At 55.7% G+C, this 20,776-nt stretch carries 14 protein-coding genes; 9 read left to right on the top strand and 5 right to left on the bottom strand.

Annotation, left to right across the window (positions count from 1 at the left end):
- Positions 1 to 342 precede the first annotated feature (342 nt).
- From BLO49_RS18100 to BLO49_RS02305, 4 genes are read left to right on the top strand one after another with little or no spacing between them, the layout of a single operon-like run.
- The gene (locus BLO49_RS18100; protein ID WP_139159600.1) at positions 343 to 1,239 is read left to right on the top strand and encodes a phosphoribosyltransferase-like protein; all 897 of its coding nucleotides are present in this window, start codon (positions 343 to 345) and stop codon (positions 1,237 to 1,239) included.
- A complete protein-coding gene (locus BLO49_RS02295; RefSeq protein WP_090643678.1) occupies positions 1,239 to 3,101 on the top strand; it encodes an ORC-CDC6 family AAA ATPase in 1,863 nt (620 codons plus the stop codon). Before BLO49_RS18100 ends, BLO49_RS02295 begins: the two co-directional genes overlap by 1 nt.
- Positions 3,085 to 4,035 (top strand): hypothetical protein, encoded by a 951-nt coding sequence (locus BLO49_RS02300; protein WP_090643680.1) that lies wholly within the window; start codon positions 3,085 to 3,087, stop codon positions 4,033 to 4,035. The genes BLO49_RS02295 and BLO49_RS02300 overlap by 17 nt, the downstream gene beginning before the upstream one ends.
- The gene (locus tag BLO49_RS02305; RefSeq protein WP_090643683.1) at positions 4,035 to 5,129 is read left to right on the top strand and encodes a methyltransferase; all 1,095 of its coding nucleotides are present in this window, start codon (positions 4,035 to 4,037) and stop codon (positions 5,127 to 5,129) included. The genes BLO49_RS02300 and BLO49_RS02305 overlap by 1 nt, the downstream gene beginning before the upstream one ends.
- Positions 5,130 to 5,148: 19 nt before the next feature.
- Here BLO49_RS02305 and BLO49_RS02310 read toward each other — a convergent pair whose 3' ends face one another.
- The 3 genes from BLO49_RS02310 to BLO49_RS02320 are packed head-to-tail and all read right to left on the bottom strand — an operon-like array spanning position 5,149 to position 10,422.
- Entirely contained in the window at positions 5,149 to 8,367 is a 3,219-nt protein-coding gene (locus tag BLO49_RS02310; RefSeq protein WP_090643686.1) for an error-prone DNA polymerase, read from the bottom strand.
- Positions 8,367 to 9,830: a Y-family DNA polymerase gene (locus BLO49_RS02315; RefSeq protein WP_245678829.1), complete on the bottom strand. Its 1,464-nt coding sequence runs from the start codon at positions 9,828 to 9,830 to the stop codon at positions 8,367 to 8,369. The genes BLO49_RS02310 and BLO49_RS02315 overlap by 1 nt, the downstream gene beginning before the upstream one ends.
- A complete protein-coding gene (locus tag BLO49_RS02320; protein ID WP_245678830.1) occupies positions 9,805 to 10,422 on the bottom strand; it encodes an ImuA family protein in 618 nt (205 codons plus the stop codon). Before BLO49_RS02320 ends, BLO49_RS02315 begins: the two co-directional genes overlap by 26 nt.
- A 434-nt stretch (positions 10,423 to 10,856) precedes the next feature.
- On the opposite strand from BLO49_RS02320, the gene BLO49_RS02325 reads away from it, so the two are divergent.
- The 4 genes from BLO49_RS02325 (at position 10,857) to BLO49_RS02340 (ending at position 14,825) form a co-directional block, all read left to right on the top strand.
- Positions 10,857 to 12,380 (top strand): DUF6883 domain-containing protein, encoded by a 1,524-nt coding sequence (locus tag BLO49_RS02325; RefSeq protein ID WP_090643694.1) that lies wholly within the window; start codon positions 10,857 to 10,859, stop codon positions 12,378 to 12,380.
- Between the two features lie 285 nt (positions 12,381 to 12,665).
- Positions 12,666 to 13,421, top strand: a complete 756-nt coding sequence (locus BLO49_RS02330) for a hypothetical protein (protein ID WP_090643696.1) — start codon at positions 12,666 to 12,668, stop codon at positions 13,419 to 13,421.
- Positions 13,422 to 13,637: 216 nt separating this feature from the next.
- The gene (locus BLO49_RS02335; RefSeq protein ID WP_170828169.1) at positions 13,638 to 14,096 is read left to right on the top strand and encodes a phasin family protein; all 459 of its coding nucleotides are present in this window, start codon (positions 13,638 to 13,640) and stop codon (positions 14,094 to 14,096) included.
- A gap of 291 nt (positions 14,097 to 14,387) precedes the next feature.
- Positions 14,388 to 14,825, top strand: a complete 438-nt coding sequence (locus BLO49_RS02340) for a VOC family protein (protein ID WP_090643700.1) — start codon at positions 14,388 to 14,390, stop codon at positions 14,823 to 14,825.
- A gap of 20 nt (positions 14,826 to 14,845) precedes the next feature.
- Here BLO49_RS02340 and BLO49_RS02345 read toward each other — a convergent pair whose 3' ends face one another.
- Positions 14,846 to 15,331: an EF-hand domain-containing protein gene (locus BLO49_RS02345; protein WP_170828170.1), complete on the bottom strand. Its 486-nt coding sequence runs from the start codon at positions 15,329 to 15,331 to the stop codon at positions 14,846 to 14,848.
- 185 nt (positions 15,332 to 15,516) lie between these two features.
- Here BLO49_RS02345 and BLO49_RS02350 point away from each other — a divergent pair, with 185 nt between their 5' ends.
- The gene (locus BLO49_RS02350) at positions 15,517 to 15,828 is read left to right on the top strand and encodes a hypothetical protein (RefSeq protein WP_090643706.1); all 312 of its coding nucleotides are present in this window, start codon (positions 15,517 to 15,519) and stop codon (positions 15,826 to 15,828) included.
- Positions 15,829 to 15,872: 44 nt separating this feature from the next.
- On the opposite strand, the gene BLO49_RS02355 is transcribed toward BLO49_RS02350, so the two are convergent.
- Positions 15,873 to 20,621, bottom strand: a complete 4,749-nt coding sequence (locus BLO49_RS02355) for a DUF3320 domain-containing protein (RefSeq protein WP_090645995.1) — start codon at positions 20,619 to 20,621, stop codon at positions 15,873 to 15,875.
- Between the last annotated feature and the right edge of the window lie 155 nt (positions 20,622 to 20,776).

Genomic DNA, 20,776 nt, shown 5'->3' on the forward strand with positions numbered 1-20,776 from the left:
CGCCATAGGCTCCCCGACCGAAGGTCAAGGAGGGTGTACCGGAGTGGCCGGCAACAACCAGTAAGACTAGGGGTTTTCTACGACCCCAGGCCCGCGCGTACGGACCCGGATCGACTATAGCGTGAGCCGGTTTGCAGAGCTAGTCAAAATGACAGAGCATCTTTGGCCGCGGATAAGCGTAATTCTGTAATAACTTGATTGAACGAGCTGGGAGGTGGAAGTATTCTAAAAATTGCCGATTCTCTCCGCAGCCGCCAATCGTCGGTTGTAGAACTTTTCTCAGGTGTTGCGGGCAAAGCCTTCATACAGTTGTTCCGTTAAGAAAGCCGTCAAGTACCGCAAATGTCACGTGCTCTTATTAACGACCGGATTGATCATTTTCGCGATTTTGGAATTTGGCCTCGGGTTCAAGAGTTGAACGCTGAACAATGGCTAGGAAATTTCGCAGAACACGAATTGTTCATTGCAGAAAGACTACTTTCCCACTTTACCTATTTTAACCGTACAATGACTGATGCTTTACTGAAGCAAGCAATCCAAAACTTTTTGACTAGCAAATGGCTGGTTGCCGATTTTGGTCAGCCGCCCTCATCAGCTGATTTGTCTTCGGTTCGATTTGTAGTTAGCGAGGGCGAAGATCCAAATGCGACTGACAGTGGAAATTTATTCGCACGGAAGTTACGTGACATAATTCGCATCCCTGAAGTCTACATACGGACGCCCGAGAAGGCATTAAGGGAAGCTTCTGCCGCTAAGCACTTCGTGTTCGTCGACGATTTTGTGGGCAGCGGCAATCAATTCATTGCGACTATCGAAAGGCAATATTCAAATACTGGAAAATATTCATCTTTCGAACAGCTGCTTGCGACGCCGGGCTATTCGATTTCCTATTGCCCATGCGTAGCCACAGCATATGCGCAGCATCAACGAATTGCGGTCCGCTTCCCAACGATTAATTTATTCCCAGCACACCTGCTAACATCAAGTCACAACTGTACACTACCAAGCTCACGAGTGTGGCACGGAATGTCCTCCGGCGACTTGACGACTGCATTGTCGTCTTTGAGAGCCATTTCTCTCCGTGCAGGTTTTTCAGAGGATGATGGTGGCCAAGACTCGTGGCACGGCTTCCATAGATTGGGCCTCTCCCTTGCTTTTGATCATGGGATTCCTGACGCAAGCCTCCCAATCTTTTTCTCCGAACGAAACGGCTGGAAGCCATTAATAGGGAGAGCATAATGCCGACCGACTCCAACATCGCCGAAAAGCTAGAGCAATTGTTTGGGAGCTTCAGAGCAGAATCGTTACGGGATGATCTCTACCCATTATTCAATGAGCCTGAATACTTTTATTATCTGATAGCGCCCAAGTCATGCCTACTTGAAGGCGGGCGTGGATCTGGAAAGACAACCGCGTTGCGCTGCATGACTTACGAGGGACAAGCAGCACTTACCAGCAACGACTTTTCGGAACCGAAATTTGTTGGCCTATACACGAAAATTAATACGAATACGGTAGCCTCTTTTTCTGGTCCTGAGTTAAATATAACTTCATGGCAAAGGTTCTTCGGCCATTTCATCAATTTGATGATATGTGAAGAAGCGTTGATTTATATCAAGTGGCTTAAAGATTACCGTAAAAGTAATCACCTAGATGCGAAGATGAATTATACGCGCGTGGGCCAGGCTCTTGGATTCGCAAACGTTACAACTCTAAACGACTTATTCAACGCAATAGACCACTCCAGAATGAGTCTGGAGATATATATTAACAATTTCGGCGATTCAAAGCCAACAATTTCGCCCCTTCAAACGCCCGTCAATATACTTATGGAAGAGATGCGGGAACTAGATGGGCACAAAGACACTAACTTCTTCATAATACTTGATGAATACGAAAACTTTCTAGATTACCAGCAAAAAATTGTTAACACCCTTATTAAGCATTCAGGAGAAAATTACTTTTTCAAAATTGGCGTTCGTGAACTTGGCTGGCGAGAGAAGACGACTCTTAATTCGTCAGAAGTGCTTATTAGCCCCGCAGATTACGAACGGATCCAAATTGAGGAAAAGTTGGAGAACGATTTTGCGGCTTTCGCAAAACGGGTGTGTGATGCACGGCTGCGGAAGGCAGACACGGCACTTTTCGGCCCAGCAATTGACGTAGAAACGCTTTTACCAGGCCTTTCAATTAAGGCGGAAGCAATTGAGCTCGGCGTAAGCCGGCACGTCGAGACCTTTCGATCATTTTTGCTGTCGACGGCAGACACTCATCGACTTCTGGACCTGCACGATCACGAACTTTACGTGTTCCAAGAATTGAACAAGCAAAACCTACCAGAGGCGACTAAGGAAATAGAAGATTATTATCTCGGAAAAAAGAGCAGTAGGGAGCGATATGAGAACTATGCTTACTCACTACTATTTTCAATTTCCGGAAAAGGTGCCAAAATTTCTAAATATTACTGCGGCCACTCTGTTCTAGCAAAGACAACGCATCAAAATATTAGATTTTACATGCAGCTTGTAAACGAATGCATTCGAGAGCAGTTTGCTGTGGGCAAAAGTATTTCCGAGCCTATCGATGCGCAACTTCAAACGGTAGCGGCACGTAATGTGGGATTGAGCTACTTGCGGGAACTGGAAGGTGTGTCGGTTCAGGGCGGGTCATTGGCAAAACTACTTTTGGGTCTGGGACGCCTTTTCCAAGTCATGGCCGCGAATCCAGTAGGTGGCAAGCCAGAATGCAACCAGTTTGAAATGTCGGAAGAAGTTTCCGATGTCGATAGTCAGACAAACCAAGAAGTCAGATCTCTGCTTATTGAAGCAGTTATGCATTTAGCACTTGTACGGACACCGGGAACGAAACTTACGACAGCGAGCGACGTCCGTTCTTGGGACTACGCACCTCATCCCATATTCGCAGCATATTTTGGCTTCAGCCATCGCCGCAAGCGCAAGATGAAGGTTGAAGAATCAGATTTGATTGCCCTTACAAAACAACCTCAAGAGACAATCAAAAAGTTGCTCGGACGTCGAGCACCTCTTGCCGACGAAGCACTTCCTATTCAGATGAGCATGTTTGATGAGTACTTTTGCTGATATCGGCCTGAGAGCGCCACCACATGCGATATACGAGACGCGTGACAGGGTAGCTTTCGCCCCTGATTCTGTTTTGATTTTCGGTCATTTTGAGACTCGGAGTCATTTGCCGGAAAGCTGGGTGTCCCAGTTGTCTCAACAAAGAATCTTTCAAGTCGCGGAAGGAAGTGATTTTGGCCAAATTCGAATCGAAGGTGAAATTGATGAGGATTTGTCCCTGCGGGAGAACTCCAAGTTTAGAGGTTGGCTGAATAACTTGCCGGCCACAACAGTATATCTGGATATCACGGGGCTTGGGCATCACTTGTGGATGCCGATCTTGCGAATGCTGCTCGAAGGCGGAAAAGTAGTTCAGTGCCTTTACACAGAACCCGGTGAATATACTTACAGTTCAAATCCTAGACCAGGCGACTTCTATGATCTCAGCGAAAAGATGCGCGGGTTCAGACCGATTCCTACTTTCGCTCGTATTCCCTCAAGGGGGCGTCCGGCAGGCCTTTTGATACCGCTCCTCGGTTTTGAAGGCGTCCGTTTCAAGCATTTAGTTGAAGTTATTGAGCCGAACGATAAGGACATTTATCCCATCATAGGGGTACCTGGGTTCGAAATTGACTATCCATTTCATACCTTTGAGGGCAATGCAGATCCGTTGCGATCGACTAGGGCGTGGCAGAGAGTTGACTATGTCGACGCCTCCTGCCCCTTCTCGCTATTCAGCCTAATTGAGCGCATGCGTCAGGACCATCCAGGGCGGGCGATTCAAGTTGCAACTATTGGGACTAAACCCCATGCCCTCGGGGCCATGCTTTATGCAATGAGGGACGATACATGCGAAATTCTATATGATCACCCGGTTCGTAAACAGGGCCGCACGCACGGTAGCGGGAAATGTCACGTGTATGATATTTCGACATTTTGGCGTACTGGTCATTGATGCAGGACATCCTTCACTACACTCCCGAAAAAACGGCTAAAGCTCTGATTGCCAAGTCTCGAATAGGCAATCCGCATTCCGTGGCAGATTTTTGCGTTGGAGATGGCAGCCTCATTCGTGCCGCAGCTATTCGATGGCCTGAGGCGAGATTGTTCATCAATGATGTAGACACAGAAGCCTTAGCTCATGCCGCTATGAAAGTACCCAGCGCTTCACTGAGCTCGGTTGACTTTCTTAGTGAGCAACTGACTGAGCATTTGCACTCAAATAACTTTCAACGCTTCAGCACCATTTTGCTCAATCCGCCTTTTGCTAACGTAGGTGCAAAACGTTGGCGGCCACGTGGTATTTTCAGTGATGTGCCATGTAGTCGCGCGATGGCCTTCCTGTTAACTGCTGTCGACCACATTGAACATGATGGTGAAGTTCTGGCAATTTTACCAGCTTCGACAATTCACAGTCATATCGATGAAACTGCTCGAAATGTCCTTGGACAGGTGGGCAAATTCCGCGTTTTAAGCAAGCCTGCTCTAGGCGTTTTCCCTAGAATAAGTGCGACGACCTACATGGTGCGAGTTTCCAAGGTCCGACCCGAAAAGCGTAAAATGTCCGAGGAAACCGGTCTAAGTGCAGACTGCGCTCGGCTCGTGGAATGCATCGTCCGAGGAAATATCTCTACTAAGAAATCAGAGCGCGTAGTGACAGATGACACCGAAGGAATGGTGCATACAACATCTATCAAAAACGGAAAAATCGTAGAAATATATCAACTGCCTCAAACGATGGAGGCTAGAAGTTCGCGCAAAATTCTGGAAAATTACATTCTAATACCAAGGGTAGGGAAAATAGATCCCGGACATATTGTAATGAAATTGTGCAGTGCGCCTCTGCATCTTTCTGACTGTCTTTTCGCCATACGCTGCGATTCTCCCGATATGGTTTCGGAGATTCATGCAAGGCTTATAGATGATTTTACAAATTTGAAGGAATTGTACAAGGGAACAGGTGCGCCTTATTTAACCAGAGATCACCTTGCTAAATACATGACTAAATTACTGTCCAAAAAGATAATTAAGCGCCTTTGTGGTAATTGAACTGTCTCGCCAAGACAAATTATTTAAAATCCCGGCTCCGGTGTTCGATCCGGGCCTGCATGGCGACCCGCGGATCGACACCCGGCCCGCCGTTTCGGAATTCATCGCCCGGCTGATGCGGCGGATGGAGCGGATTATCCCGGTCGCCGACCTCCGCCAACATATGTGACAGGTCGACGGCCGTGCGTGCGATCACATGGACGACCTCCCCTTCCCGCTGCACATAGCCGGTGATCAGAACCAGGCTGGCGCCGTAAACGGCTTGTTTGTATGTCTCGCCCACCTGCTCCCAGACAATGATATTGGCATTGGCCGTTTCGTCCTCGATCGTCATGAAGATCACGCCGTTGGCCGAGCCCGGTCGCTGACGGACATTCACCATGCCGGCAACAGAAACGTAGCGCTTATCTTTCGAGGCCATTGCCTCCTGGCAGGTGACGAACCCTCTCGCCTGCAAATCCGCACGTAAAAACGCGACCGGATGAACCGTCTGGCTGAAGCCAACCGTGTTGTAGTCCTCGACGACATTGGCACCATCGGTCATGCGCTTCAGGGCCAGGTCGAGATTTTCATATTCAGAGACGCTTCGGCCATGTTGGTCGAGAACGCAGTCGAACAGAGGCAAGACATCGTCCCCCAGGGACTTGATGGCCAGGGTGGCATCCCGTCGAACGATCCCAAAGGACGTATCGAAAACATTCGCCTTAGCCAGCTTGCGCAAGGTCGATGCCGGTGTTTTGGCACGGCGCCACAGGTCGGGAATAGATTTGTAGGGTGCCTCGCCACGCCGGAAAACCAGGTCGGCAACATCCTGGCTACGTATGCCCTTGATCAGCCGAAACCCTAATCGAACGGCAAACTTGCCGGGTCGTTTGCTGGGCTCCAAAGTACAGTCCCATCGGCTGTTGTTGGCGCAGAACCAGCGGATTTCCACGCCGTGGGCTTTGGCGTCGCGGATCAGTTGTGCCGGTGCGTAGAAGCCCATAGGCTGGCTGTTCAGGATTGCTGCCAGGAACACATCCGGGTGGTGGCATTTCATCCAGCATGAGGCTTCCGCGATAATAGCGAACGAGAAGGCGTGCGATTCGGGAAAGCCATAGCTGCCAAAGCCTTCCAACTGCTTGACCAATTGATTGGCGTATTCTTCGGTATAGCCGTTTTTCAACATGCCATCGATGATCGCCTGGCTGACTTCGCCCAGCCCGCCGGTCTTCTTAAAGGTGGCTTGCGCGCGCCGGACCTGGTCGGCTTGCCCTGCGGTAAAGCCAGCGCACACAGAGACCAGCCGCATCGCTTGTTCCTGAAATAGCGGAACGCCTTTCGTCTTCGCGAGAATGCCTTCCACTTCTGGCGTCGGATAGGTGACCTCCTCTTCGCCTTTCAGACGTCGAAGATAGGGATGGACCATATCCCCTTGGATGGGGCCTGGCCTGACGATGGCGACCTGAATCACGATCTGATAAAAGGTGCGGGGCTGGGTCTGTGGCAGCATACTGATCTGCGCGCGGCTCTCGATCTGAAAGGTGCCGATGGTGTCGGCCCGGCGGATCATCGCGTAGGTCTTTGGGTCTTCTGGCGGGATGGAGGCCAGGTCCATATGGATGCCCTTATGCTCGGCCAGGAGATCGAACCCGCGCTTCAAAGCGGTCATCATGCCCAGGGCCAGACAGTCCATTTTCATGAACTTGAGGACATCGATATCGTCCTTGTCCCACTCGATCACCTGCCGTCCTGCCATCCGGGCCGGTTCGATCGGCACCAGTTCGTCCAGGCGATCGTTCGTCAAGACGAAGCCGCCGGGGTGCTGAGACAGCTGGCGCGGAACGTCGAGCAGCAGGAGGTGTATTTCGAACGCCTGTTTCAGGCGGCGATCATTGATGTTGAGACCGAGTTCCGCCGCCATTTCCGGCGTACAGCCTTCCGAATGCCAATATCGAATATTCTTGGCCAGAACCTTGATGGTGTCCTCCGGAAAGCCGAGGACACGCAAGGCGTCACGCATAGCGCCCCGCGTGCGGAAGCGCGAGACCACGGCTGTCACCGCGGCATGGTCGCGGCCATACGTCTCCCATATCCATTCATAAACCTGCTCACGACGCTGGTGCTCAAAGTCTACGTCGATGTCGGGCGGCTCTTTCCGTTCCAGAGAAATGAAGCGCTCAAATAGCAGGTCATTGCGTGACGGATCGACCGAGGTGATGCCCAGGACATAGCAGACGCAGGAATTGGCGGCCGAACCTCTGCCCTGGTGGAGGATGTCACGAGACTGGGCAAATTTCACGATCGAATTCACGGTCAGGAAGTACTTGGCGTAGTCGAGCTGGTCGATCAGGTCGAGCTCATGCTTCAGCAGATCGATGACCGACTGCGGCACGCCTTCGGGATAGCGCCACCTCGCGCCGGCCCAACAGAACCGCTTCAAGGCTTCCAGTGCCGACACGCCGGGCAAAAGCCGCTCTTCCGGGTATTGATATTCCAGCTCCGACAAGGAAAACCGGCACTTGTCAGCGATTTCCTCCGTCCGCCGCAGGGCCTCTCGGTAATCCGAAAACAGCCGGTGCATTTCCTCGGGGGACTTCAGGAACCGGTCAGCATATTTGTAACGGAGATCGCCCATTGTATCGATGGTGCACCGGTTCTTGATGCAGGTAATGACATCGTGCAGGAAGGCGCGGTCATGAGCGGAATAGAGGACGTCGTTGGTGACTACGGTCGGGACGCGCTGCTTTACAGCCAGATTCGACAGGGTATGCAGACGCATATGGTCGTTCTGCCGGTAACGAAGGGACAACGCCATGTACGCATGCTCGCCAAACAGGGCTTTCACTTTCCGAAGGCGCAAGGCGCACAGGTCGTCCGGCTCATCCGGTATAAAAACCGCCAGCAGCCCTTCATGAAAATCCTCGACATCCGACCAGTCGAGATCGCACTTCCCCTTCCCCGCCCGCATCTTGCCTAGGGACAAAAGCCGGCACAGATTGCCATAGCCGGTCCGGTCCATCGGGTAGACCAGTAGGATCAGGCCATCGCGCAAGACGAGACGGCAGCCGATGATCAGGCGAACACCCGTTTCTTGGGCGGCCACATGGGCGCGCACGATGCCGGCAAGGGTATTGGTGTCGGTAACGGCCAGGGTGTCCATGCCCAGTGTCTTTGCGCGGTCGAACAAAGCGTCCGGCGCCGACACCGCCTGAAGAAACGAAAAATACGAGGCGCATTGCAGTTCGACGTAGGCCATCACTCGAACTTTCCGTGCAAATACCACTTCAGGCCGCCCGTATCCGCATGCTGGCCATCGCCCGTCCGGAAGGCCCAAAAGCGTTCGCCGCCATCCACTTCCAGGATGAAGTAGTCGCGCACCTTTCCTTTTTCCCGATCGGCGATCCACCACTCGCCATGCACCCGCTCCGGCCCGTCCGCACAGGCTACGGCGTAACGCTGCCCACGCCAAGTAAAGGCTTTCGGCGGGTGGTCCGGCATGACCGCTAAGGCCATGATCTCTTCAGGCTTGCGGTACAGGCGCTGTGGCCGGCGATAGATCGCGTTACGTTCGGACCCAACCTCTTCCGATGTCGGGGAGACGCGGCGGACGGCGCGTTCGGGAATATCCGTGGCGACGGATATGGCGCGATACAGGCAGTCGCTGCCGTGGCGATTGGCCAGGACGTCCCACAGGTCTTCGACATCCGGACGTGCCGGCGTCTCAAACGACGCCAAGGTTTGTTTCATCACCAGCGGTTCGGTGAAGGCGGCAGTCATGACCATTTTCTCCACGCCCCACCCCGGATCGACGGTTTCGATCTTGTCGACCAGCAGCTTGGCCAGACGCCGGGCATCGCGAACCGGCTTGGCCGTGCTCACGAAAATCGTCTCAATCCGGTTATCGGTGCGGGTGAAGTGCAGGTCGAGCCGGCGGCTGCCGAGACCGGCCTCCTCCAGCCGCAGGCACATCCGGTCAGTCAGGCGCCGGGTGTATTTCTCAATGGTCTCCGGCGCGCCGATCGGTTCGGCGAAAATGCGCTCGATGCGGATGAGTTCCGGCGCTTCGACCGGTTCGATGGGTTCATTCAACCGCCCGAACGCCTGATCGATGCGGCGGAAGAGCTTGGGCCCAAAGGTCTTGGTGAGCAGCGGACGCGGTTTGCCAGCAAGTTCACCGATCGTGTCCAGGCCCAACAGCCGCAGGTCCGGCAGCATGTCGGGCGGCAGGCGCAAGGCTTCGACCGGCAAGCGCCGTAGCGCGTCACCGGTTTTGTCACGCTCAACGATCTGCATCGGCTGCCGGCCAAAGCGTGCCAGTGCGTGGGCGGCGCCCCAGGTATCGGCCAGCGCTGCGACACAAGAGATGTTGAAGTCAGCCAGCCGCCGGCGGGCGTCCTCGATCAGGCCCGCCTCTCCCCCAAAGAGATGGGCGGCGCCCTGAATATCGAGGACCAGCCCGTCGGGCGGATCGGCGGCGACGAGCGGTGAGTAGTGCCTTAGGCCCCACACCGCCAGCTTTTCCAGGGCGTCAGCGTCGGCGGTCCTATCGCCATCGAGAATGACGAGGTCCGTAAACAGGGCTTCAGCCTTCGCTACAGGCATGCCGATATAGACGCCCATCTGCCTGGCGAGATCGTCAGCGCCGGAGACGACGCGGCGGCGACCGTCGGATCCTTTCAGGACAAGCGGCACCTCACGAGACGGCGCGGATGAACCCATCGCCCGCCTCAGTCGATCCGTCGGCCAATTGGGAAGGAATAGAGATAAGACCCTGGCCATTACACGCCTCTACTTCAAAGTCTGCCGGTCGCCCGCTTCGTGCGTGCATCAATTCGAGCTGCCATTTGGCCCGTCCCACCCCTCGGACGGGCAAAGGCTCGGAGTTCAGTTCCGTTACCCTCCAGCGCGTAAAGGCCGAGGTCTGGTTGCCGAAATCGCGGGCGTCGACGTTGCGCCGCCACCGCCGCAGTGCGATCGCCATCGTGCTGGTCTTTTCAGCCGCAAACTGGAGCCGTTGGGAGTCCACGGGTTTCAGGCTGGATAGTTCCGCCACCACCGCCGTCGGACCGCCATGAGACAACGCCTCCAGAAAGCTATCGAGCAGTTCCGATTCGTCAGCGACGCGGCAAAAAACAACCTGGTTTTCGCGGAGGCCTGATCGCGCCAATGCCGGTTCAAACAGATCCGGCTGGATATGGCACCACAGGACCTTGCCGCCGGTCCGCGCCGCGATGCCGGCCGCGAAAGCAGCGGGAGCCGTACAGTCTATTGCGCCATTGGCGCCACCGGCGATTTCATGGAGAGCGCCCATGGCGAGCCCTCCCCCTGGTAGCTTTTCATCGATTGTGGGGACATGGAATGGAAGGACCGTTCGGAGGCGGGCGTGTATCCGTTCGATACTGGCAATCTGGGTGCGGAGACTGTCCAAGTTGGCCCTACTGGCGGATGACATGACATTCCGTGTCCTTTCTGAACTAAAAATGGAGTGCTTGAGAAAATATGTTCCCTTTTTGTTCTTTCGTGAAAGGAGAGTCAATACGGGGAGTCACACTTGTTAGGCTTGGGTCGGATCTTTACGCAATTTCCCACCTGGATTCCATATAACTGCCAGACACTTAAGTGGCACACCTTATCGTTCACTTTTTTTGCCCCCCCTTTTCAAACTGGAGCTTCCTGTGCAGCTCTAACAATGCGACAATACAGCTTCCGTGCGTCCCGAAAGTAGCCAGATATCTTTGAGGGCCAATGCGCGTCCCCATCGTCTTCATGTTTAACAGCTTTGCTTCTGGCGTCCCCGACTGGTACGGCGGGCATTTCGACGCTGCTTTTCTTCAGGCCCTTTCATCTGTGGATCCCGTAGGTGAAAGCCACACTGCCGTCTACCGTGGTGACGCTCTGGTGAGCGACTTGGCTACAAAGGTGACAGCAGTCCACGAAGTTCGTGGGGGTTACAGTTACACCCAATCTAGCGATCCGGACCTTTTGCGCACGATAGTTTGGGATTTTGCTGACGCTTTGGCTTGCCAAGCACACTCGGTCGATCAGGAAGACTTTCCAATCATTTTTGGCATGGGCGGGGCGCATTGCATCTTTCTACCGACATTTACACGAGATTTTGCTGTTGCGATGGACAAGATACTCCGCGCCACCGCCGGGTACCTAGGGTATGTTGAGATCGATTTAGCCAACCCCTTGCAGCGAAAGCTTTACGTCGACTTCCTCATCAAAGATGCCGCAATCGTCGGTGGCCAAGTTATTACGGAACTAAGTTCAGAGGGAGAGGACGTGATCTTCTTTTCCCAGGCGACCGCATTCAAGCCTAACGGGTCTCGCGTCGTACCATATGGGGATCTGCGCAACTTTCAACCGGCGTTGAAAATTCCAACCGAGCTATCTGCCCGTGGCAAACTGACACTTGATCGGTATGAAGGCAAAAAAACATTCAGTTTGCAGGAAAAAGTTCTGGCAGCACTAGCACGGTCGCAGCAATATTCGTCGACGAAGTCTTCGTTCTCGATTGGTCTCACTCCAGGCGCCGAAATTCCGCTTGAAGCCATCCTACCTGAAAACAAATTCAAAAAGTACTTGTTAGACAGCGAGAGCGACGACGGCGCATCTAAAGCAAAATTTTTCCGTGAACAGTTGGATATTGGCCCAAACGATTGGCGATATTTGGCCGCACAATTCCATGACGGTTTGCTCAAATCTGACCTTGTCCAGGTACACGTCAAGAAATGGGAAACAGGCTCTGGTGTCAAGTTTAATGCCACTATGCCGATTGTCGGACGGAATGGGAAAACCGTTTACGTGGAGACAAACTGGATTATGAAGCCGGGCAATTTGCCCAGTTTCTCTACAGCATTTCCTGGCAAACGGCCGGACGCTCCTGTGCTTGGAACACCGCCGCCAGTGCTACCTGCCGAAGTTGTCGGCGACGCTAGGTGGGAAGGGATATTTGCGCTGGCTAGTGAGGCTGGTTGCATGGCCGCGACCTCCGCAGTGCCCACGCCGATGGCTATTCGCGGATTTGGCATTGAAATGGAGGGCATGTGCGGTCATGCCGCGGTTAGAGTGTTTGATACGAAGGGCGGATTTGGTAAATGGGCTATGGATACTGGGCACGCCAGCCGCCACTACAAATCGGGTGCCCGTATAAGCGCTCGCGTTTCTAGCCAGTCCGTTGATCGAGCGATTGCCTACGCGACCGCCTTCGCGACTGTGCTATCGCATAACGGGATCGGTTGCGTTGTGGAAACCCGGTTGACGTGATCGGCAAATATCATTCGCAACTTCAGCGACTTGCGTGTCGGAAAGTAATTATAGCAGGCCGTCACATTCTCGCGCGCATGCGTCATTAACGATTTAAAGTCAAGCATAAATGTGAAAAAGCTTGACATTTTGTTAAAAAAGTGTTAATGTGGGAGGTGGTTGTAATTCCGCGACCACATATACCGCCGGGTCACGAAGTATTCTAAACGCCTGATATTTCTAAAAATTTCAACGTTCTAAATTCAATCCAACCGACGGCCTTACTCATATTTTTGAAAGGTCAAAATGACAAAAAACACCTACTCCTCACTTCTTCAAACCGCGTTTATGGAAACCCTTCCAGAAGCGCGCCTGCACTCGCTGTTGGCAATGCTGTGGGCATTGCTTGTACCGGCTATTGGCGGGGCCCTGACATGGTATTTGACAGGTAGTATCTCTTATACTGCTGTAACCGCTATTGTCGCAGTTCCGGTCATCTTCATCGCCGTTTTCCTTTGGAAGGCCATGATTGCGGTTCCGCATCGGACGATTACCGAGCAAGGCCAACAGATTAAGGCTTTGCTAGCGATCAAGGCTACCGAACCCCTTGCCGAACATGACATTCGTCTGTTTCGTCGCTTCAACAAAGTTTTCGGTGCGGCTGAAACACAGTTCCTGCGTGCTCATAACTTTTATATTCCGCTCCAGACATCGCATCTCGATCCGATCAATGACTTCGTAGCGGGATGGGATGGACCGACTTTTGAGTTCAGAGACCCTGTGCTCGATGCCAAGCTGGCGGCGTGCAAGGACGCCGCCCTGCATTTTTACGGAGAGACGGCACGTATGTTTACTTCCGCGAACCCCCATTTCCTGACAGTCCGCACGGACCTGGATCGCGGGGAAGAGTTGACTGAGCAGACACAAGCACATGTCCAACGCCTCACTACACGCGCGACCGAATTGCTTTTTGCTGCCGATGCCGTCACGAAAGAAGCTATCGCGCGCGGCCTCAGCCCCTTGCCCGCGGTACGCAGCCGGAGTCGCGCCACCACCGCATAACCGCGTCCTATAGTATCCGACTAGGTCTTAAAGGGGGGGCTAATTGCCTCCCTTTTTTTTCCGCGCGCAGTAAACTCCTGAGCCGAGGATCCACGCCTTTACGCATTCCTTGTGCAGCTGCGAACAATGCCTGCCACGCCATTATTGCACAGAATGCTAGAACCAACTTCGCCATTGGCCTGTTGTGTCACGCAGGCGTTTTACCAGGAGATACCCATGTCCGATACCGCTCCCCATTTCATCGACAGCACCAAGACCGACGCGCAAGCCACGCTTGAACAGGCCACCGATTTCGCCAAGCAAGGTGCGGAAACGATCGAGACGACCGCAAATGACTTTTCAAACCGCGCGTCTGATGCCCTGCAATCGGGCACGGCCGCCGCAAGCGATACGGGCAAGCGCGCCCTGTCCTCACTGGTCGATATCAACAAGACCATTACCGATGCCTATAGCCAATCCGTGTCGGAAATGAATGCCCTGGCCCAACAAGCGTTCCAGGTTCGCACCGCCAAGGACCTGATCGCCTTTCAAAGCGATGTGCTGACGCAGTTCCAGCGCAACCTGGCCGCCGCCGCAACCCTCTATTCGACGATCTGGCAAACCGCGACCCAATCGGTCACGGCCGCAACGGATCGCGTCCAAGAGACCACGGATAACCTGCGTCAAGCCGCTTAGGCCTGCCACGCCGTGAAGGCCATCACCGCCAAGTCTCTAAATGCAAAAGGGCCGCCCGATGGGCGGCCCTTCCATTGTCTAGCAATGCACGCGGACAGCTTAAAAGCGCTGGCCCCCTGCGATGAAGGCCGTGCTCATATAGCTTGCCGCTTGCGGCATTTGACAATGAGACATTGGACCACCTCCTTTCGCTTGTTGAACGTTAACACGAATATAAGCGCAAAACAGGTGACTTCAAGAATATCCCGATTTATGAATCGGCCGCCAAGACGGCGGGTTGGAGCTTTACCTATGACAGTCAAACGCATGGACAATGTTGGTATCGTCGTTGAGAATCTCGATGCAGCGATCGATTTCTTTCGCGAGCTCGGCCTGGAATTCGAGGGGCGGGCCACGATTGAAGGCGAATGGGCCGGGCGCGTCACGGGGCTGGGTGACCAGCATGTGGAGATTGCCATGATGCGCACGCCCGATGGCCACAGCCGGATCGAGCTCTCCCGCTTTCTCAGGCCGCAGACCATCGCGGATCACCGCAAAGCGCCCGTCAACGCCCTGGGTTACCTGCGTGTGATGTTTGCGGTCGACGACATCGATGAAACGCTCAAAAGACTGCAAAATCGTGGTGCTGAACTGACAGGCGAAGTCGTCGACTACCAAGGCGTCTATCGCCTTTGTTATATTCGCGGGCCGGAAGGCATTCTTGTTGGTTTGGCTCAGGAATTGGGCTGACGGTTGGGTCAGGTCGGCAGTTATCGGCCCTGCGCCACTGCGCTCCGATCGGTTGCCAATGCCACAAGTTCATTTTGCGACACAAACCCGTCCGCATTCGCGTCGGCTGTGTCGAACACCGTCTGCATCACGGCCAGCATTTCCGGCAGGCTGATCGATCCATCGCCATCCATATCCATCACCTCGAATCGCGATGCGACAAGCGCAGCCGTCTGATCCGCTGAATTGGACACTTTGAGAGCGGCGACATCAGTCATGGTCGCGTGCACCATTTCGGCCGAGCTGATCAACTGGCTCTGGTCCGTATCAATCGAATAGAACATGCTCAGGGCGGCCCCTGCGCTTTCCTTCAGGCTGATGCGGCCATCGTGATCGCGATCCTGCAACTGGATGGTCTGCCGGGCGATCGCGCGTGCGGCCTGATCTGCGTCCGCGGTGCCTTTTGCGGCGACGGGGGAGGCCAGAAGCACCAAAGCGCCAAACGAAAAAACAAAAAGGGACTTCACGGCCACCTCCACGCAATACTGAGGCCTTGTGCATAGCGCGTCAGAGATCAACGATCGATGCGTCGCGGGGGCGTGATTCATCAGGTGGCGTAAGTTTATGGAACGTATGATTTCCTGATGTCTGCGTCTTCAAAACTCAGATGTCACTCGCAGACACAGACTGCCGGCTTAACGGAGCTTCAGCCATGATCGATCTTGACGTAGATGCCGGCGCCAACGCCATCGTCCAGCTATTAGAGCATTACAAGACAGGTCAGCTGGAGCGCGGCGTGGCCGCGCAGCAGTTAATGACCTTCCTGGGCGAAGCGGCCCAAGGGATGGACCTGACCGCAGACGAAGACAAACGCATCGAAGTCTATGTCATGACCCTCCTGCGCTGGATCGAGACCGACGACCTTAATCCCGATGAAGCGGCCTCGGATCTTTGCGACATGCGCGAACTGGCCGAAGCCAATGATCCGGAATTCCTGGACCTGCTGGACACAGACGCCGAATAATATTTTCACGCGACAGAGCGCTGAGATGGGGTGTCGTTTGCCGATTACGCAACGAACCCGATCAGACCGTTCTTTTCCGCAAGCGTGCCGTTCTCCAGGAGCGTATCGATTTCCTGATCGATAACGCCTTTCAGCTGGGCGCTCGTCGCGGCGAAGCCAAACAGGCGCGAGACCGCCATGGCCAGTTCGGACCGGCTGGCGCCAAAGTTCTCTGTAATGACTTTGCGAATGGCGGCCTGGATTTCGGCGGGCGGCAACATGTCGGATTTGCGCAGGCTGGCTGACGCGACCTGCGAGCGGTCCCTGACCGCCACCTCCTGATCTGGGAGGGAATAGAACTCGCCCTCAGCCTTGATCAATCCGCGGGCGACATTGAGACGCACCGCGCTTGCTACCACGCCCCGGATCCGGTTGCCCGCGCGTTGCAGCCCCCACAGCATCCGGATACGTGTCGCCACTTCGTCCTCGTGAATTGGGCCTTCCGCTTCGACGATCTTCAACACATAGTCCGCCATCAGACCAGACGGCACATCATGCGGCTCGACCGACAGGTTTACCGGAAAGCTGGCCTCCAGGTAGGGCATACGTGCGTCAACAGCGGCGACAGCGCCAACCACAGGCGTCACGACGTCGCCCTCACCGTCTTGATGGAATTCAAAACTGACGGGTACGGCCTGCTGTGCGCGGTAGCCCTCTTCGTCGCGCTCCCGCCACTCGGCCCGCGCCGCCGCGATCGCGTCTTCAACCTTTTTCAGTTCTTCGCTTGGACGCAGATACCAGTCGGCGCTCCAGATGCGGTGAATAATCCAGCCGTGCGCCTCCAGAACCTGCTGGCGCAGACGGTCGCGGTCACGGGCCGAGCGTGAGGAATGGTACTGGACGCCATCACATTCGATGCCCAGGACAAAGCGCCCCGGCTTGTCGGGATCGGCCACAGCCAGGTCTACGCGAAACCCGGAGGCGCCGATCTGGGCTTTCACGTCATAGCCCAGCGCCGTGAGACGTTCGCAGACCTGCTGTTCGAACTCGCTGTCGTAATCGGCATCCAGGGCCTCCCCCTGCCCGAAATGGCCGGTTTCAGCAAAGGTCAGGAATAGCTTCAGGGCCGCGACACCGCGTGAGCGCGTCCGTTCGAGGTCGATGTCACCACCGGTGAAATTGCAGAAGACTTCGCAACGGATCTTGGCGCGCGAGATCAGGACGTTCAGCCGGCGCTCCCCGCCCTCACCGCTCAACGGACCGAACGAATGAGCGAGATAGCCTTCCTTGGTCTTGCCATAGCCGACCGAGATGAAGATGACATCTCGCTCATCGCCCTGGATGTTTTCCAGGTTCTTGACGAAAAACGGTTCGTTGCGGCTGGCGCTGAAGTGCTCTTCCAGTTCCGGATGAGCGCGCCGCATCAATTCCAGTTCCTTCAGGATACATTGGCGTTGCGAGACCGAGAAGGTCGCAACGCCCAGACTCTGTTCCGGGAACTGGCGGACATGCGCGATCACCGCCTCGGCAACGCGCTTGGCCTCCAGCGGATTGGTACGGGTGCCGCCGCGTTCGTAAAACGTGTCGCGCATCAAATGGAATTTCAGGCCCATGCCGGCGACGGCGTCATAGGGACTGGGCACGATGAACAGACGGTTCTCGTAGAATTCGCGGTTGGAGACAGCGATCAGCGACTGGTGCTTCGAGCGGTAGTGCCAACTGAGCATGCGGTGCGGCACGCCCTTAGCGAGGCACAGGTCAAGAATGCTCTCCGCGTCCTTGGCCTGGATGGTGATGGCATCGTCGTCTTCGGGCTCTTCCTCGCCAGTCAGCTTCTTGAAGAAGGAGGTCGGGGGCAACTGACGTTCATCGCCCACAACGACCAACTGCTTGACCCGTGCGATGGCGCCCAGGGCATCTACTGGCTCGATCTGGCTGGCCTCATCCATGACCAGCAGGTCAAAGTCCAGGGTGCCGGGTTTCAGGAACTGCGCCACTGATAGCGGAGACATCATGAAGACGGGCTTCAATTGCTGGATCGCCGGCCCCGCCTTTTCGAGGAGCAGACGGATCGGCAGGTGGCTGCGTTTTTTCGCCATTTCCGCGTTCAGGACACCGAGCGGACCGATGCCGGCGGCGCCCTTGGGCCGTCCCTCGCCATGCTGCAGGGCGATCTGTTCCTTGGCCAGCTCAATGCGCGCTGTGTCCAGTTGGCGGAATTGCGTCACCAGCCGGTTCTGATTTTCGCCGTCGAAGGCCTTCAACTCTGGCCAGGCCTTGAACAGTTCCCCGCGCAGGACATTGGTGTAGGCGCCGTCAAAAGCGCTGACAATGTCAGGGCCCTGGAGGTCGCCGCGGTGTATGGCCTCCACCACCGTGCCAACCCCCATAGCCGCCAGTGCCCTGCCTCGGGCCGCGAACGCAATAAAGCGACTGAGCGCTTCCACATGACCCATCCAGCCCGCTAGGCGCGTCTGCAAGGCTGAGACCTCAACCGCACCCGACGGGTCGATTTGCGGATCGCTCAACGCCAGTTGACGGACAACGCGCGCATAGGCGTCGGTAAACCCTTTCAGACTTACCGATAGAACCTCCCGCGCCTGATCGGCAGCGACGACCTCGGCATCGCCCATCATCGCCAGCTTCGACCAAGTGGCCTCGGGTAGATCCGGCTGGTCAAACCGCCAGTCGGCGATAGCCGTCAGTTCAGTCCAGTCGCTGCTCGCCCCGTCCCATCGCCTGCCAAAGACCTCGCCGTGTCGCGCCAGGGCAGAGAAATCGGTCTCCGCCGTCTGCAGGGCGATGGCCAGATCGACGATACGTAGGCGGTCTTCCGGCGTTGCCGGTAAGACGCCTGTCACATAGGAGCGCAGCAAAGCTATGTTTCGCTTGAATGCGCCATCCAGGAATCGAAACAGGTTCCGGCTTTTGACAACGAGATCTTCGCGGATGGCGCCGTAGGGTGCCGACAGGCCCGTGTCATTGAAGACGCCCCGCGCCTGCGTGCGCAGGTCGGCCAGACGACGGCCCGCGTCCAGCAAGGCTGAAATGGTTTTAGGCTGGCGCCAACCGGGATGCGCCAGCGCCGAACGGTCCACCCGGCTCGGCACGGTGCTCAGTTGGAGATAGTCGCTCGCAGTCTGCAGGTCCCCCAGGACCTTCACATCGGGGGCGCCGAAGTGGAGCGACGCTTTGGCCCCCTGCGCCAGTGCCGTCTGCAGATTGGCATCGACTTCCTTGATGACCGTAACCACCTGATCGCGTTCTGCCGGATCGAAAGCGTCCGCGCCCACACCGCGCCAGGGATGCTGGGGAATGGGCCCTAGGTCGCGCGACCGCTCCGCCAGTTCGACGGCAATGGCGCGGCGTGACACCACGTCTTCCGTCGACCAGTCTCCGGCTGTTGGCAGCGCGAGCCCTTCACCGGGACGCCCCGCCTCTTCCCATTTGGCAAGCCGACCGAGCAGCCGCTGCGGTGCGATGCCTGAAGGTAACAAGGGGGCGTGCAGACGGCCGGCAAACGTGTTTAGGGTCTCCGTGGTATCCGTCAGGCGTTGAATGACCGTCAGATCACCGCGCGCCGGACGCAAGGCCCCGTCCCGTGTGCGCTTCAGTTCTTCCAGCACGGCCCGTTTGTTGATCTTGTTCGAATGCAGCTCCAGCGTCAGCGGCCCCAGGCCAACAGCCTTCAGGCGCCGGTGGACCACATCGAGCGCGGCCATCTTCTCCGACACGAACAGGACCTTCTTGCCACGCGCCGCGGCCGCTGCGATAATATTGGTGATGGTCTGTGACTTGCCCGTTCCCGGTGGTCCCTTGATGACCAGGGTTCTCCCGCCGGCGGCCTCGGCAATCGCGACGGTCTGGGAGCTATCGGCGTCAACGACATGGTGCAATTCCAGTGGACGGATCGCATCATCAATGGCGGCCGTATCCGAAATGAGCGGCTCAGAGGCTTCAAAGCCGTCGCGCAGCAAGGCCGAGATCAGCGCATTGTCCTCGATGCTGTCCTGGGCTGGCCAATTGTCAGGGTCGAGGTCCCGATACATCAGGAACTTCGAGAAAGAGAAGAAACCCAGCACCATGGCATCGGGCAGAACCTGCCATGTGGGCTTGCTGGAGACGGTTTCCGCAACGCGCGCGAAATAGCCCGCCAGGTCCAGTTCGTCTTCGTCCTTGAAATCCTCGATGATTAGGCTGAACTCAGCCTTCATTTTGGCCTGAAGGGTCAGGTTCGGGGATGGCGGTTCGTCCCGCCATTTGAGCTTGAATTTGTCGGCGGCACTCGACCGCTCCAACTGGACCGGGAGCAGAACGAGCGGGGCATGACGCACCAGCTCGGAATTGTCGGCGTCATACCAGCGCAGTAAACCCACGGCGAGATATAGGATGTTGACGCCCTGCTCCTGCTCCAGGGTCTGGGCATCATACCAGACATCGAACAGGCGTTTCTGCAGACCTTCCGAGGTCAGACGGGTCTGCAATCTCAAATCCGTATGCCGAGACGCTTTTCCGGAACTGTCGAGCTTATCGTCTTCCGGCTGCGGAATGCCGCCGGTTTCGGTATCATCCTCGTCCAGTTCAGCCCGATCTTCCGCGCTCAGTTGTACGCCCGGCAGGAAGGTCATGCTCTTGCCGTCACTCAAGGTCCGGAAGACTTCCACCGCCTTTTCATCGACGATCTCGATGGCGCGGTTGTTCCGTGTGCGGAGCGGTACATTGAGGAGGCGATTGCGGGTGGAGAGGTCGAGGAGCGCGTGCCGCTCCTTGAGAAGGCGCTCGCGAATAGATACCAGATTTTCCCCGTCAGCCATGCCGTGCCCCATCCATCTTTTCCAACCTATCAACCCCTGAGCGAAAAAGTTCAAGCGCGTAATCGTCACCGACACCGCCACCCGCGACCGGCAAAACATAAGGAAGGCGTATTTGGTCAGTCATTCAGAGACCTGTATGCCTAGGTTTCCGATCC

Origin of the sequence: Asticcacaulis taihuensis, from assembly GCF_900100255.1 — a bacterium.
Classification (GTDB): Bacteria; Pseudomonadota; Alphaproteobacteria; order Caulobacterales; family Caulobacteraceae; genus Asticcacaulis; species Asticcacaulis taihuensis.

Bases quoted from the DNA above. Each gene is read 5' to 3' on its own strand.
- BLO49_RS02295 (WP_090643678.1), top strand. From the start codon at position 1,239: ATGCCGACCGACTCCAACATCGCCGAAAAGCTAGAGCAATTGTTTGGG.
- BLO49_RS02305 (WP_090643683.1), top strand. From the start codon at position 4,035: ATGCAGGACATCCTTCACTACACTCCCGAAAAAACGGCTAAAGCTCTG.
- BLO49_RS02340 (WP_090643700.1), top strand. From the start codon at position 14,388: ATGACAGTCAAACGCATGGACAATGTTGGTATCGTCGTTGAGAATCTC.
- BLO49_RS02315 (WP_245678829.1), bottom strand. From the start codon at position 9,830: ATGGGTTCATCCGCGCCGTCTCGTGAGGTGCCGCTTGTCCTGAAAGGA.
- BLO49_RS02335 (WP_170828169.1), top strand. From the start codon at position 13,638: ATGTCCGATACCGCTCCCCATTTCATCGACAGCACCAAGACCGACGCG.
- BLO49_RS02355 (WP_090645995.1), bottom strand. From the start codon at position 20,621: ATGGCTGACGGGGAAAATCTGGTATCTATTCGCGAGCGCCTTCTCAAG.
- BLO49_RS02320 (WP_245678830.1), bottom strand. From the start codon at position 10,422: ATGGGCGCTCTCCATGAAATCGCCGGTGGCGCCAATGGCGCAATAGAC.
- BLO49_RS02330 (WP_090643696.1), top strand. From the start codon at position 12,666: ATGACAAAAAACACCTACTCCTCACTTCTTCAAACCGCGTTTATGGAA.
- BLO49_RS02350 (WP_090643706.1), top strand. From the start codon at position 15,517: ATGATCGATCTTGACGTAGATGCCGGCGCCAACGCCATCGTCCAGCTA.
- BLO49_RS18100 (WP_139159600.1), top strand. From the start codon at position 343: ATGTCACGTGCTCTTATTAACGACCGGATTGATCATTTTCGCGATTTT.
- BLO49_RS02300 (WP_090643680.1), top strand. From the start codon at position 3,085: ATGAGTACTTTTGCTGATATCGGCCTGAGAGCGCCACCACATGCGATA.
- BLO49_RS02325 (WP_090643694.1), top strand. From the start codon at position 10,857: ATGCGCGTCCCCATCGTCTTCATGTTTAACAGCTTTGCTTCTGGCGTC.
- BLO49_RS02310 (WP_090643686.1), bottom strand. From the start codon at position 8,367: ATGGCCTACGTCGAACTGCAATGCGCCTCGTATTTTTCGTTTCTTCAG.